Raw genomic sequence first — 14540 nt, forward strand, 5'->3', positions numbered from 1 at the left:
CAAATTCCGTCTCCCCGGCGAAGCCCGGGGCCCAGATTCAGCCTGGGCGTCTGGGGATCTGGGTCTCGGCCTTCGCCGGGAAGACGGATGGTGGGTAAAGCCGCTAAGCCGCCGTCACCACCGCCTTCTGCTCCGGACCCGACGACCATTCGTGCATCGGCAGGCTCAGCGACGACAGGCTGGTGGCACCGACCGGGGCCTCCAGCAGGTCGGTGACCGCCGCTCCGGTCAGAAACGGCGCGCCGAGGTCGAGGCAGTGGTTCAGCTCGCGCCGGGTGCGCACGTCGTTGAGGCCTTGCCAGACCTTCTTGCGGCGATAGGCGTCGGCCTCGCGGATGAAGCGCGTGACCGCCGCCAGCCGGGCCTTTTCCTCGCCCGCCGGCAGCACCAGGGTGACGCTGCTGGCGAGGTCGACGGGCAGTTCGTCGACCTGGAAGGCGGGGTCGGTGACCCTCAGGTCCAGGCGGCAGAAGAACGGCTCCAGGAAGCGCCGCGCCTGCGACAGGGCCGAAAAGGACGGCGCCCGGGGCGTGTCATAGATCGAGGCGGCCAGCCGCCCACGCGAGGCGCGGGGCAGGGCCTCCAGGTGCGGCAGCAACGCGGCGCGGGCGCCGGGCTTGACCAGGGTGGAGAAGCTGATCGGGAAGAACATCACCCCGACCGGCACGCTCGCCAGCGCCGCCGCGACGCCGCCCAGGGTGGCGATGTCATTCTCCGGATGGTCGATGTCGGCATGCGAGGCGGTGAAGCCGAAGGCCGACGGCACATTGGCCGCGCGCCAGGTGGCGCCGCTGCCAATGAACACCTCGCGGCCGGTGTGGTAGACGCCGCGATACACCGTTCGGGCGGGGGGACCCGCGTCCTGGGCGACCGGGTCCAAGGCGGCCAGTTCCTCCATCGGAGGCGTTCCGCACACCGGTCCGCCCTGGGGCACGACCGAACTGACCTCGGTGGGGGTGATGCGACAGATCCGGCCAACCAGCGAGCCGTCGTCCTCGCCGTTCAGCAAGGCCTTGAGCTGCGCCCCGCCAATGCCGGCGAACTTCATGACGTCGGTCTGGTCGCCCTCGAACATCAGCAGGGCGATGTCGCCCTCGCCCTTCTCCCCAAACAGCTTGAACTGCAGATCACGCGCCAGGGCCTGCAGCTCACGCGCGTCCAGCTGGGTGGCGCGGGGGTCGGCCAGAACGAAGGAAAACGGCGCGACCAGGCCATAGCGGCGCGGCCACAGCCAGGTGGTCTCCAGATAGGCCCCGGCCACCTTGCCGACCAGGGCGGCCATGGTGTCATTGTCGGCGAACCGCAGTTCGTCGCCCACGAAGACCTTGAGGCATGCGATCGCTGTCATGCGCGGGACGGTGCGCCGGAACGGTTAGCGAAGTCGTGCTCCGGATGCGCGACTGACTGACGCATTGGTTTATGATTGGGCTTTTTCGAACGCCTCGAAATCGCGGTCGAGCTTCCACTGCAGGGCGGCCTTGGGGCTCTTGGCCAGGAAGGCGTCGCAGGCCTTGCCCGCCTTGATGCAGGCGGGCGCCCGCCCGCCCGCCCAGCCCCGCAAGGGCTCTCCGGGCAGGAAGGCGACATCCAGGCTGGTGCGGGCCATGGCCTTGAGGTCGGCATAGCGCAGGCCGTGCTCGACGGCGGCGCGCAGATATTCATTGGTCATGTCGATGCGCGAGACGCCCTCGTCGTCGGTCGACAGCACCACCGGCACCCCGGCCTGGCGATAGAGGGTCAGCGGGTGGTCGGCGCCCTTGACGCCCAGGATGACGTCGTTGCTGGTCAGGTTGATCTCGACGGCGATCCCGTCGTTGGCCATCCGGTCCAGCAGGGCCTGGGCGCCGTCCTCGTGGACGATGTCGACGCCGTGGCCGATGCGGCTGGCGCCGGCCACCTCGACCGCCTCGCGGATGTGGAAACGCAGGTCGCGCGGCGGGACTAGGCCCAGGGCCAGCTCGCCGGCGTGCAGCGACAGCTTCACCTTCGGATAGCGGGCGTGCAGGAAGGCCAGCATCCGCATGTGCAGGGCATAATCACTCAGCGCCGTCGGATCGTCCTCGGGGGCGACGATATTGACCCCTACGAAGCGCGGATCAACGTCGGCCAAGGCGAAGGCCGCCACCAGCTGGGCGAAGACGACGGGCGGCGGCAGCACCCGCACGCCGAACGCCTGATAGCCCAGCACCACGGCGCAGGGGCCCGTCCGGACGGGCTTGGCGGCGCAGCCCTGGTGGCGATCGGCCTCGGCTTCGGCGGTGTCCATTTCGCGGCGCGTCCGGGCGGTGAAGGCGGGGATGCCGGGCTCGAGGCCGGCCAGGGCCTTGGCAAAGTCGCCGTCCCAGGGCCGGTCGCGCGAACCCTTGACGAAGGCGTACATGGCCACCGGGTTCACCGAGGTCTCGACATAGGAGACATGGTCGTCGGCGGCCTGTTCGCGCACCGCCGCCAGCATGGCCGGCAGGTGGCCGTCGGTCACGGCGCTGAACCGGGCGAAGGTCGAAAAGAACTGGTCGTGGCCCGAGGGCAGGGCCCCGTCCGCGCCGGGTTGGTAGTTGCGCATCGACAGGGCGTTGATCGCCCGGCCGTACAGCGCCGGATCGCGGGTGGTCAGGCCCTGGGCCGCCGCCTTGCCCGGCGCGTCGCAGGGGCCGGCGACGATGGCCGGCAGGGAGCCGGTGGTGACGCACAGGCCGTCGGCGGCCGCCCAGGCCAGGAAGTCCTCGGCATAGATCGCGCCCGCCAGGTGATTGTGCAGGTCGCCGCCCTTGGGCATGGCCCGCAGGAACAGTCGCAGCTTGGCGCGGTCGTGGACGATCGCGTCGAACCGGGCGGCCGTGCGAGCCTCGGGCGTGACGGACGAGGTCGCCGCGCCGGCCGGTCCGCCGAGCAAGGCGAGCAGCGCGCCGGCATAGATCGCCCATGCCCGAAACCGATGTCCGCCGATCGCCATGTCGTCGCCCCGCCGCTTTTCACCCCCTCTTGCAGGGTGATTTGCGGCGTTTGACAAATCAACGCTCGGCGAGCGACGCGAAAAGCTTGGCTAGGCGACTTTCAGTGGCAGGTCACGCGCTTGACTGGCGCCAACGGGGCTGGCCATCAGGTCGGTGATCGCGGGGCCGGAGACGAAGCGCAGGCCCGCCGCGCGACAGGCGTCCAGCTCCTTTGCGTCGCGCAGGCCGGTGATCGCCTGGCGCACGCCCTTGGCGCGGCACGAGCCCTGGATCGCGGCGAACTTGGCGATGGCCTCGATGCGCACGCGCAGCTCTTCGTCCAGCAGAGACAGGGTGATGCTGGTGGCCAGCTCGCCCGGCAGGGTGGCGACGGGGAAGTTGGGCTCGGTGATGTTTAGGTCGATGAAGCTGAAGGTCGACTGCAGGAAGGTCTTGATCTGGCCCAGCGTGCCCAGCGACGGCTCGCGCGGGGTGTCATAGATCGTCGCCCCCAGACGGCCCTGCATGGCCAACGGGAAACGCGACAGCCGGCGCTTGTAGGCTTCCAGCGACGAGGGATTGGTCAGGTTCCAGAAGCTGAAGGGCAGGAACAGCACCGCCGCCTCGTCACCGCCCTGACCGGTGGACAGGCGGGCGAAGGCGGCGTGGGCGTCGTTCAGGCAGGTCAGGTCGCGGGCCAGCAGGGCGGCGTCGTCGGCGGGACGCGCTCGGTTCAGATCGACACGCAGGCCGATCGCGGCCCCGACGAACGACTCCGACGGCGGATGATAGACCCCCCACCAGCCGGTGGCGGCGGGCGGCGGCGGCTTTACGGCCGGAGCGATGGGGGGCGCCGGGGGCTTGGCGGCGTTCTCGACGGCGGGCGCGGGGCTGGTCGCCCCAAAGGCGGGCGGGATCGGCCCGGCGGTCGCGGCGACCTCAGCCTCGGTCGCGGCCGGGGCGCTGGGCACGGCGCGGATCTCTTCGGCGGTAATCACCTGCACGTGGCCGGGCGGGCCGGCATAGCCGCGGCCGGCGATCAACCCCGCTAGCGCGGCCTGGGACAGGCTGGCGAACTGCAGGACGGCGCTCTCGTCACCCTCGAAGGTCAGCAGGCACACCTGGCCCGCCCCCTTTTCGGAATGGGGTCGGCGGGGGAAAAGGCCCGCTTCCAGTTCGACGGCGAGGGCCTGCATTTCGACCGGATCCAGGCGCTCGGCCCGGCTGTCGGCCAGCACGAAGGCCAGGGGCGCCACGGCGCCATAGCGGCGTGGGGCCTTCCAGCAGTGCTTCAGATACAGGTCCGCGGCGGCCTGCACCTGGGGGGCCGGCGTCGGGCGACCCGTCTCGGGGTCCCCAATCGCGACCAGAATTCTCAAGCAAGCAATAGCCGTCATGGCACCGCAACATACATACGAAGGCTTGGCGAATTCTTTACAAGAACTTGGATAACGCCATCTCAACCTCAAAAATCGACGTTATCCGTCAACCGTGACCATTGGACGCGGCCCGCCGTGGGTCAGGTCAGTTGACGCCGCGCGGCCTCCAGCGCCGCCTCGGCCCGCGAATTGATGCCCAGCCGGCGATAGATGGTCTTCACATAGCCCGACAGGGTCGAGGGGCTGAGACCCAGAACCTCCGCGGCCTCGTTGACGGTCAGGCCCCGGCCGACCAGGCGCAGCACGTCGGTCTCGCGCGGGGTCAGGACGACGGCCTCGCCCTGGTCGGCGGTCATGAAGGCGGCGCGCAGCCGGAAGTGCTCAAGGATCTTGCGGGCCATGGCCGGCGAGATCGGCGGCTCGTCCACCGCCAGGCCGCGCAGCCGCTCAACCAGGCTGTGGGCGTCCCTGTCCTTCAGCAGATAGCCCTGGGCGCCCGCCGCCATGGCCCGCATCAGGTTGTCGTCGTCGTCATAGATGGTAGCGACCACCACGGTGACGCCCGGCGCCGCCCGCAACAGTTCGCGGATGAAGTCGGCGCCGGAGCCGTCCGGCAGGCCCAGATCGACCAGGGCCAGCGAGCGCAGTCCCGGCCGCGCCAGGGCGGCGACATGGCCGCGCGCGGCGGCGAGCGTGGCGGCGGTGACGATCTCGACTTCGCCGAACGCCTGGAGCACCACCTCGCGCAGCCAGGCGCAGGTGTCGGGCAGGTCCTCGACGATGAGCACCTGATCGTAGAGCGACGCGACGCCGCCAAGGGTAGCTTGAGCTTCCACGTCCCCAACCTAACCCATCGCCGCCGCGACGCCAGACGGCGGACGGCCCCCTGTTTGGGGGGTAGAGGCCGGCCCCCACCGCGCCCATCCTGCCGGGACGATGTCGGAGGGGCGTCGCTCAGGGGAATCCGGTCATGAACGAACTAGCCTATCTGTCCGGCCTGCTGGTGCTGGTGGCGTGTTTCGTGATGGTGATCCACGCTCTGTTGAAGGACTGACGGCGGCCGCGTCAGGCCGCCGGGCGACTGGGCGTCACCTAGCACCTTCCCCCCACACTTCCATTCATCCCGACGCAAGTCGGGACCCAAGCCGAGTCGGCTCAAGGGTTCACGGCTGTCCCGTTCGCAAGCCTCAATCCGGATAGAGCGCTTGGGTCCCGACTTTCGTCGGGATGAAGAGAATTAAAGGGGGGAAGATCCAAGAACGGGGACCTCCCATCAAACACAAAAAAGCGCGGCGAACCGAAGTTCGCCGCGCATTTCCCTGCGTCGAAAGACGTCCCGCTAGCGCTGGACGGCCATCGCCGAGGAAATCCAACCGCGATTGCCCTGCTCGTCATCGACCTCGATCCACACGCCGTTGCGCTGGCCGGTCGGATAGACGGCGGTTCCGGCGGTCATGGCCCGCACAACGGCCGCGCTGGGCGAGGCGGTAGCCTTCAAGCCGACATCGCCCTTCAAGCTCAGGCTGGACGGCGCGGCGGCCGGGACGGTCCGCGTCGAGACCGTCGTGACCGTGGCCTGGGTCCCACAAGCCTTGCCCTGATAGACGCCGTTCATGATCGCGCGGCGCTGCTGGGCGATGGCGATCTGTTCGCCTTCGCGGGCGACCTTGGCCTCGGCGCTGGCCCGGGCGGCGCTGACCGCGGCATTGGCGAACATTCCGAGGCCCGGCATGCGGGCCAGGGCTCCGCTGCGCATCGCGGCGTTGAGGCCCAGGGCGGCGCCGCTCTGCGCCATGCGGGACTGACCCTCGGCGCCGGAGATGGCGGTGTTGGAGGCGCCCATCATCTGGTCCATGCGGGCGACCTCGGCCTGCAGTTGCTCGCAGCTTAGCTGGGCGTCGCCGGCCTGGCTGACCTGCAGCGCCTGGGCTTGGGCCGAGCCCTGCGCGGCGGCGGCCAGGGCGAGGCCCGCGAGTATCGCCGTCAAGGGCGTGGTGATGGACTTGGTCATTGAAACATTCTCCCCACGGCGTCCCGACGCCGTTCCTGCCCGTGGTTGTTGAAGATCGGGGCGTGGGCCGCGACCCCCTCTTCAGGGGGATGACCGCTCCAGGCCGCGCCGCGCGGGGGCGCCGCGACGCTCGCCGAACGCCCGGATCGACGCAGATGAACGCCAAGGCCATGCTTTCCTTCGACAAAGCCGCCGTGACGTGGAAACTGGCGGGAGTCCCCGTCGGCTTCGAGTTCAGTCCCCGTGCTCACCCTAACGCCATGATCGACACCTCAGCCCCCCAGGCCAAGTCTCCGTCCCAGGGGCTCGCGCGGCCGAACGCCGTGCGCGGCGTGCGGGCGCCGGCCAGCCGGATCCTGCTGCTGGGTCATGTGGCGGCGCTGCTGGCGCTGCTCGTCGTCTGGTCCGCTTTGCAGATGCCCGCCGCCGGCCTGAGGGTGGTCCCCGCCCGCGACCAGGTCGCCCTGATCGGACCGGACCGCCAGGTGCTGGCCGTGCTGTCGCCCGGCGCGACGATCACCCTGACCGGGTCGAGGGGCGTCGTCACCGATCGGGCCGAGGGCTTCCTGCAGGACTATGCGCCGGTCGGCGATCCGGCCGCGATCGCCCGCTGGTACGCCGACCGCACGCGGCTGACCGCGATGATCGCCGAGGGACCGGTTCGGGCCCGCTATGCCGCCGAAGGCCGCGTCCAGACCCTGAGCCTGTCGGCCCGTCCCCGGGCGCTGTCGGACCTGTCTCTCGACGTCTGGATGCTGCTAAGCGGCGGGCTGGCGGTGTTCGTGGTCGGAGTGTGGATCTGGGCCCTGCGGCCGCGCGACTGGGCGCCCCGGATGCTGGCCTTGGCCGCGTTCGGCATCCTGGTCACGGCCTTCAGCGGCGCGCTGTTCGACGCCAAGGAACTGACCGCCGACGGCCGCCTGCTGTTGACGCTGAACGCCCTGAACCTGATCGGCAGCAGCCTGTGCTCGGCGGCGACGGTGGCGCAGTTTCTGTTCTTTCCGACCCGGTTGGCCCGACCGTTCTGGCTGGTTCCGGCTGGCCTGGCCGCCATCGCCTGGGGCCTGGCCGGGGGACTGGGGTGGCTTCCGGCCAGCGTCTATTACGCCGGCCTGCTGGCGCACCTGCCGGTGCTGGCCGCCCTGCTGGTCCTGCAATGGCGGCGGGTGGAGCACCGGCCGCTGGATCGCGGGGTCCTGCGCTGGATCGGACTTATCACCCTGTGCGGCTCTGGCCTGCTGGTGGTGATGATGGCCGCGCCCAAGCTGCTGGGCGGCCCCTCGGCGGCCAGCGACGGCTTCGCCTTTGTGCCGTTGATCTTCGTCTATGGCGGCATGGCCCTGGCGGTGGGGCGCTACCGCCTGTTCGACCTCGACCTCTGGGCCTATCGCATCGTCATCGGCGCCCTGACCGCCCTGGCCCTGCTGGCCCTGGACGCCCTGCTGGTCATGGCCCTGCATGTCGAGGGCGGCGCGGCGCTGGGCGTGTCGATCGTGGTGGTGGCCCTGGTCTATTTGCCGCTACGGGCTTGGGTGTGGAAGCGGTTGGCCGGACGGGCGGCGATCAGCGATGACGCCCTGTTCGAACTGGCCGCGTCGGTGGCCTTCAAGCCCGACGCCGCCGAGCGTCGCGCCGACTGGACCGCCCTGCTGCGACGGATGTTCGATCCCCTGGAGGTCAGCTTCAGCGACCTCTCGCCGAGCGCCCCGGCTTTGCTGGAGGACGGCTTGGCCCTGGTGGTGCCGGCCGCGGCGGGCGAGGCGGCGACCACCCTGCGCTATCCGTTCCAGGGGCGGCGGCTGTTCACCGCCACCGACACCCGGCTGGTCGCCCAGCTGGTCCTGTTGATGGGCAAGGCCGAGGCCGCCCGCGACTCCTATGCGCGCGGCGTGCTGGAGGAGCGCGAGCGGATCGCCCGCGACCTGCACGACGACGTCAGCGCCCGGCTGCTGACCAGCCTGCACCGCGAGGACGTTCGCGAAGTGCGACGCGACGTCCGCGACGCCATGGCCGACATCCGCGTCATCCTCAGTGGCCTGTCTGGCGACCAAGTCGAGCTGAACCAGATCCTCGCCGATCTGCGCCACGAAACCGCCGAGCGGCTGAAGGCGGCGGGCATCGCCTTAGTGTGGCCCATCACCTTGACGGGCGTCGAGCGCCGGGTGCTGGACTACGCCCTCTACAAGACCCTGATCTCGGCGATCCGCGAGATCGTCACCAACACCATCAAGCACGCCCGCGCCACGCGGTTGTCGGTCGAGGTCCGCGAGGAGGTGAGCGCGCTGCGGGTCGTGTTGTCCGACGACGGCTGCGCTGTCGCCGATGCGGCGCACGCCACCGGCGGAGGGCACGGGTTGAAGAACATCCGTTTCCGGCTGGAGCGGATCGGCGGGACGCTGGTGTTCGAAGGCGCCGCGACCGGAGCGCGAACGGAGCTGGTGCTGCCGCTTTAACCCCCTAAACAAAACTCTCCTGCAGCCGGTAATCCAGCCGCTGCTTGACCCCCGGCCAGTCGGCGTCGGTGATCGAGAACACGGCGGTGTCGCGCACGTGGCCGGTCCAGGTGATCTTGTGGTTGCGCAGCACGCCGTCCTTGTCGGCGCCCAGCTTCTCGACCGCCGCCCGGCTGCGCGAATTGCGAACGTCGATCATGAACTCCACCCGGATCGCCCCGGCGTCAAAGGCGTGGCCCAGCAGCAGCCGCTTGGACTCCGGATTGATCGGCCCCGAGCGGGCGTCGGGATGCAGGAAGGTCGAGCCGACCTCCAGGCCCTTGTGCAGCTTGCGGATGTTCAGATAGCTCGATGTGCCGACCACCTTGTTGTCGCTCAGCCGGCGGATGGCGAAGCCGATCCGCTCGCCGCGCTCGGTCTCGCCCTTCAACGCGCCCCACCAGTCGGCGAAGCCGTCGCCGCAGCCGTTGGTCGACATGATCTCCCAGCTGTCGGGATCGCAGTCGATCGCCCCCTTCAGCTCGGACCGCAGTTCGCCAGGCAGTTGGGGGGTGATCGGTTCCAGCCGAACGTAGCGGCCTTCGAGGGGACGAATCTGGATGTTCATGGTCGTGACTTTGCGGGGCCGCGCGACGATCAGCAACCCTGGCCGCCACTCCGCTTGCCGTCGGCCTCCGTTCAAGCTAGAAATCGTTCAAACAACTGTTTGACGGCCATAAGAACGGGATCGGGAACGCCATGGATTTCGAAATCTCCGCCACCCAGCGCGGTTTCCTCGACCGCGTCACCGCGTTCATGGACGAGCACATCAAGCCGGCCGTCCCGGTCTACGAGTCGGAGATGAACGTGCTCGGGGCCGAGCGCTGGAAGGTGGTGCAGGTCGTCGAGGAACTGAAGGCCAAGGCCAAGGCCGCCGGCCTGTGGAACTTCTTCATGCCGCCCCACAGCGGCCAGGTGCATGTGGACGACACGTTCCAGTTCGAGGGCGTCCAGCTGACCAACCTCGAATACAGCCTGATCGCCGAACAGCTGGGCAAGATCGGTTTCGCCTCCGAGGTGTTCAACTGCTCGGCGCCCGACACCGGCAATATGGAAGTGCTGATGCGCTATGGCACGCTGGAGCAGAAGGAGCGCTGGCTGCGCCCGCTGATGAACGGCGAGATCCGAAGCGCCTTCCTGATGACCGAGCCGGAAGTCGCCAGCTCCGACGCCACCAATATCGAGACCCGCATCGAGCGCGACGGCGACGACTATGTGATCAACGGCCGCAAGTGGTGGAGCTCGGGCGTCGGCGATCCGCGCTGCAAGGTCGCGATCGTCATGGGCAAGACCGACCCCGACAACGCCAGCCGCCACCAGCAGCAGAGCCAGATCCTGGTGCCGATGGACAGCCCCGGCATCGAGATCGTCCGTATGCTGCCGGTGTTCGGCTATGACGACGCCCCGCACGGCCACGCCGAGGTGATCCTCAAGAACGTGCGGGTGCCGGTCATCGACGGCCTGTTGCTGGGCGAGGGCCGCGGCTTCGAGATCGCGCAAGGCCGCCTTGGCCCCGGCCGCATCCACCACTGCATGCGCACCATCGGCACGGCCGAGGTGGCGCTGGAGAAGATGTGCAAGCGCCTGATGAGCCGCAAGGCGTTCGGCAAGTACATCTCCGATCAGTCGGTCTGGGAAGAGCGCATCGCCGAGGCCCGCATCAATATCGAGATGTGCCGCCTGCTGTGCCTGAAGGCCGCCGACATGATGGACAAGGCCGGCAACAAGTCGGCGCGTCTGGAGATCGCGATGATCAAGGTCGCGGCGCCGCGCCTGGCCCTGAAGATCATCGACGACGCCATCCAGGCCCACGGCGGCGGCGGGGTCACCACCGACTTCGGCCTGGCCAAGGCCTATGCCGGCATCCGCACCCTGCGCCTGGCCGACGGCCCGGACGAGGTCCACGAACGCACCATCGCCCGGATGGAATACGGCAAGTACGGGGATCTCGCCTACCAGCAGAAGGTCGAGCGGGAAGCCGCGCGGCAGGTGCCGGGGATTCGCTGATCTGAGCGCCGAGCGCTGAACGACGAAGGCCTCCCGGCGCAAACCGGGAGGCCTTTTTCTTTCCGCGGTGCAAGACCCCCTAAAGCCCTCCGGACCACCTCCCCCAGAGGGCGAGGGTCTAGGCCGAGCAGGTGCTGCTCCTCAGGGGGAGCTGTCGCGAAGCGACTGAGGGGGTCTTGCCCGCCGGCCAGTCCTCCCACAACCGGGGCGGCAGGTCGAGCGCCTGACGACCTCGTCCGAAAACCGCGAGACCGCGCGGCGCCACGGTCTATGATCGTCGCCATGGATCTCGACCCCGACGCCTGTTACCGCGCCATCCAGACCCGCGACGCCGGTTTCGACGGCCGACTGTTCGTGGCGGTGCGGACGACGGGCGTCTATTGCCGGCCGGTGTGCCCGGCCCGTTGCCCCAAGCGCGAGAACGTCAGCTTCCACGCCACCGCCGCCTCGGCACAGGAGGCCGGCTATCGCGCCTGCCTGCGCTGCCGGCCCGAGACCTCGCCGCAGTTGGGGGCGTGGAACGGGGCGTCCAACACCGTGTCGCGCGCGCTGGCGCTGATCGAGGCTGGAGCGCTCGACGCCCCCCGTGAGGATGGGGCCGGCGTCGAGACCTTGGCCGGACGGGTCGGCGTCGGCGGCCGGCAACTGCGGCGGCTGTTTCTGCAGCACCTGGGCGCGACGCCGGTCGGCGTGGCCCAGACCCGGAGGGTGCTGCTGGCCAAGCAGCTGATCCACGAGACCGACCTGCCGATGGGCGAAGTGGCCCTGGCCGCCGGCTTTGGCAGCGTGCGCCGCTTCAACGAGACCTTCCAGCAGCTCTATGACTGTCCGCCCGCCGCCCTGCGCCGTCGCAAGGCCCTGCCCTCTTCCCCAGGACATGGACCGGCCAATGACGCCATCGTCCTGAGCCTGCGCTATCGGCCGCCCTATGACTGGGACGCCATGCTGGCCTTCCTGGCGATGCGGGCCATCCCAGGGGTCGAGATCGTGCGCGACGGCGTCTATCGCCGGGCCATCGCCCTGGACGGGGCCGCCGGGACCATCGCCGTGCGGCCGATCGGCGACGACCGGCTGAGCGTGGCGGTGCGGTTTCCCAAGCCCTCGGCCCTGCCCCGCATCCTGGCGCGGGTCCGCGGGGTGTTCGACCTGTCGGCCGACCCGGTGGGGATCGGCGAGGCGCTGTCGCAGGATCCCGGCCTGGCCCCGATGGTCGCCGCCCGGCCCGGCCTGCGGGTGCCTGGGGCCTGGGACGGGTTCGAGCTGGCGGTCCGCGCCATCCTCGGTCAGCAGATCACCGTCGTCGCCGCGCGAAAGCTGGCGGGAGACCTGGTGGCGGCCCACGGCGCCCCCTTGGCCGCGCCCTGGGCCGAGCCCGGCCTGACCCACACCTTCCCGTCGGCCGCTCTGCTCGCGACTGCCGACCTGTCCGGCATGAAGATGCCCGGCGCCCGCATCCGCTGCCTGTCGGCCATGGCCCAGGCGATCGTCGAGGACCCCAATCTGCTGTCGCCGACTGCGGGCCTGGAGGAAACGGTCAAGCGGCTGCGCGCCCTGCCCGGCATCGGCGAATGGACGGCGCAGTACATCGCCATGCGCCAGCTTCGCGAGCCAGACGCCTTCCCCGCCGCCGACGTGGCCTTGATGCGCGCCCTGACAGGCGCCGACGGCGTTCGTCCGACGGCGGAACAGCTGCTGGCCCGGGCCGAGGCCTGGCGGCCTTGGCGGGCCTATGCCGCCCTGCACCTGTGGGCCTCGCTCGCCGATCAAAGCGCGCCGCCGGTCCGGCCGCTGGCGCGCAGGATGCGCTGACCGATCCCGCGACGACCTTGCCGCGCGCTCTGATGGGGACAGGCCCATGGGCCTGTCCCCAACCGCGCAACCCCCCTAAGATGTCCTCGCTGCTCGCCCCCCAGGACCCCCATGCCGCTTTCGCTGCCGACCTCCACCTCCGTGCGCGGGCTAAGCTGGCTGCGGCGACGGATACGGTCCAGCGAGTTGTGGCTGATCGCGGTGGCCACCCTGATCGGGGCCGGGGCGGGGGCGCTGGCCGTGCTGCAGGCCAGGGTCGCTCACGGCCTACAGGTCATGCTGTTCGCGATCAATATCGACGAGCGGCTCAGCGCCCAGAGCGTCATCGCCCCTTGGCGGACCCTGGCCCTGCCGTTTGGCGGCCTGGTGTTGGGCCTCGCCACCTGGGCCTGGCTGAAATACCGACCCCGCCCGGCCGTTGACCCGGTGGAGGCCAACGCCCTGCACGGCGGGCGGCTATCGATCAAGGATAGCGCCTTCATCTGCGGACAGACGATGCTGTCGAACGGCGTGGGCGCCTCGGTCGGGCTGGAGGCCGCCTACGCCCAGGCGGGCGCGGCCATTGCCTCGTTCGTTGGCCAGAGGCTCAACCTGCGCCGGGCCGACATGCGCACCCTGGTCGGGGCCGGGGCCGGCGCGGCCATCGCCGCCGCCTTCGGGGCCCCGCTCACCGGAGCCTTCTACGCCTTCGAGATCGTCATCGGCGCCTATACCGTCGCCAACCTGGCGCCCGTCGTCGCCGCCACCTTGGCCGCGACCCTGGTCGCGGAGCGGATGGGCGGCCTGCCCTATCTGCTGAAGACCACCACCCCGGCCGTGCAATCGTGGTTCGACTACGGCCTCTACGCCCTGCTGGGCGTGGTCTGCGCCGCCGCCGGCATCGGGCTGATGCGGCTGGTGGCCTCGGCCGACAAGCTGGTGGCCCGCTCGCCGATCCCCAAGACCTTCCGCCCGGCGGTCGGCGGCCTGGCCCTGGCCGCCATGGCCCTGGTCACGCCGCAGATCCTGTCGGCCGGCCACGGCGCGCTGCACGTCAACCTCACCGCCGCCCTGGGCCTGAAGATGCTGGTCCTGTTGCTGATCATGAAGGCCCTGGCCTCGGTGGTGTCGCTGAGCTTCGGCTTCCGGGGCGGGCTATTCTTCGCCTCGCTGTTCCTGGGCACGCTGATCGGCCAGGTCTTCGCGGCCCTGACGGTGTTCGTGCCCTGGCTGCCCTCGCTGGACCCGACGGTGGCGGCGCTGGTCGGCCTTGGCGCCCTGGGCGTGGCCGTGGTCGGCGGGCCCTTCACCATGTCTTTCCTGGTGCTGGAGGCGACCGGCGACTTCACCGTGGCCGCCGCCGCCCTGGTGGCCTCGCTGATCGCCAGCGCCCTGGTGCGCGAGACCTTCGGCTACTCGTTCTCGACCTGGCGTCTGCACCTGCGCGGCGAGACCATCCGCAGCGCTCACGACGTCAGCTGGATGCAGCCCCTGACCGCTGGTCGGATGATGCGCAAGGACGCCAAGACCATCGCCGCCAGCGCCACCCTGGCCGAGTTTCGCCGCCGCTATCCGCTGGGCTCGACCAAGCGGGTGGTGATCCTCGACGAGGCCGGCGCCTATGCCGGCATCATCCGCACCGCCCTGGCCTATGCCAACCCCGACGATGGCGACCAGGCCGTCGCCTCCCTGGCCGACTATGCCGACACCGCCCTACTGCCCGGCCAGTCGATCAAGGACGTCATGCGCGCCTTCGACCACACCCAGGCCGACGAACTGGCCGTGGTCGACGCCGACCACGCGGTGATCGGCATCCTGTCCGAGGCCCATGCCACGCGGCGCTATGCCGAGGAGCTGGACAAGGCGCGGCGGGAGCTGACGGGGGAGAGCTAGGGCAGACGTCGCGCCGGGAGCGGTCAGGTTCCGGGCG

10 protein-coding genes are annotated in these 14540 nt (G+C 70.0%); 4 read left to right on the forward strand and 6 right to left on the reverse strand.

Annotation, left to right across the window (positions count from 1 at the left end; all coding sequences use genetic code 11):
* Window positions 1-103: 103 nt before the first annotated feature.
* From ACP696_RS13900 to ACP696_RS13920, 5 genes are all read right to left on the reverse strand, one after another.
* A complete protein-coding gene (locus ACP696_RS13900; protein ID WP_426009464.1) occupies window positions 104-1348 on the reverse strand; it encodes a hypothetical protein in 1245 nt (414 codons plus the stop codon).
* Window positions 1349-1417: 69 nt separating this feature from the next.
* Window positions 1418-2953, reverse strand: coding sequence for an adenosine deaminase family protein (locus ACP696_RS13905; RefSeq protein WP_426043926.1), 1536 nt, complete (start codon window positions 2951-2953; stop codon window positions 1418-1420).
* A gap of 90 nt (window positions 2954-3043) precedes the next feature.
* Window positions 3044-4252 carry a hypothetical protein gene (locus ACP696_RS13910; protein ID WP_426043927.1) on the reverse strand — a complete coding sequence of 403 codons (1209 nt, stop codon included), beginning with the start codon at window positions 4250-4252 and terminating at the stop codon, window positions 3044-3046.
* A gap of 200 nt (window positions 4253-4452) precedes the next feature.
* The gene (locus ACP696_RS13915) at window positions 4453-5148 is read right to left on the reverse strand and encodes a response regulator transcription factor (protein WP_426043928.1); all 696 of its coding nucleotides are present in this window, start codon (window positions 5146-5148) and stop codon (window positions 4453-4455) included.
* 503 nt (window positions 5149-5651) lie between these two features.
* The gene (locus ACP696_RS13920; protein WP_426043929.1) at window positions 5652-6323 is read right to left on the reverse strand and encodes an SH3 domain-containing protein; all 672 of its coding nucleotides are present in this window, start codon (window positions 6321-6323) and stop codon (window positions 5652-5654) included.
* A gap of 155 nt (window positions 6324-6478) precedes the next feature.
* Here ACP696_RS13920 and ACP696_RS13925 point away from each other — a divergent pair, with 155 nt between their 5' ends.
* Window positions 6479-8776, forward strand: a complete 2298-nt coding sequence (locus tag ACP696_RS13925) for a sensor histidine kinase (protein ID WP_426043930.1) — start codon at window positions 6479-6481, stop codon at window positions 8774-8776.
* A gap of 4 nt (window positions 8777-8780) precedes the next feature.
* Here the strand turns inward: ACP696_RS13925 and ACP696_RS13930 are convergent, their stop codons facing one another.
* The gene (locus ACP696_RS13930) at window positions 8781-9383 is read right to left on the reverse strand and encodes a GNAT family N-acetyltransferase (RefSeq protein WP_426043931.1); all 603 of its coding nucleotides are present in this window, start codon (window positions 9381-9383) and stop codon (window positions 8781-8783) included.
* A 131-nt stretch (window positions 9384-9514) separates the two neighbouring features.
* Between ACP696_RS13930 and ACP696_RS13935 the strand changes: the two genes are divergently transcribed.
* The 3 genes from ACP696_RS13935 (at window position 9515) to ACP696_RS13945 (ending at window position 14503) form a co-directional block, all read left to right on the forward strand.
* Window positions 9515-10822 (forward strand): acyl-CoA dehydrogenase family protein, encoded by a 1308-nt coding sequence (locus ACP696_RS13935; RefSeq protein WP_426009484.1) that lies wholly within the window; start codon window positions 9515-9517, stop codon window positions 10820-10822.
* A 282-nt stretch (window positions 10823-11104) separates the two neighbouring features.
* A complete protein-coding gene (locus ACP696_RS13940) occupies window positions 11105-12631 on the forward strand; it encodes an AlkA N-terminal domain-containing protein (protein WP_426009487.1) in 1527 nt (508 codons plus the stop codon).
* 111 nt (window positions 12632-12742) lie between these two features.
* Entirely contained in the window at window positions 12743-14503 is a 1761-nt protein-coding gene (locus ACP696_RS13945; RefSeq protein WP_426009490.1) for a chloride channel protein, read from the forward strand.
* Window positions 14504-14540 lie beyond the last annotated feature (37 nt).

This window comes from Caulobacter sp. DWR3-1-2, from assembly GCF_049896225.1.
In the GTDB taxonomy this organism is placed as follows: Bacteria; Pseudomonadota; Alphaproteobacteria; order Caulobacterales; family Caulobacteraceae; genus Caulobacter.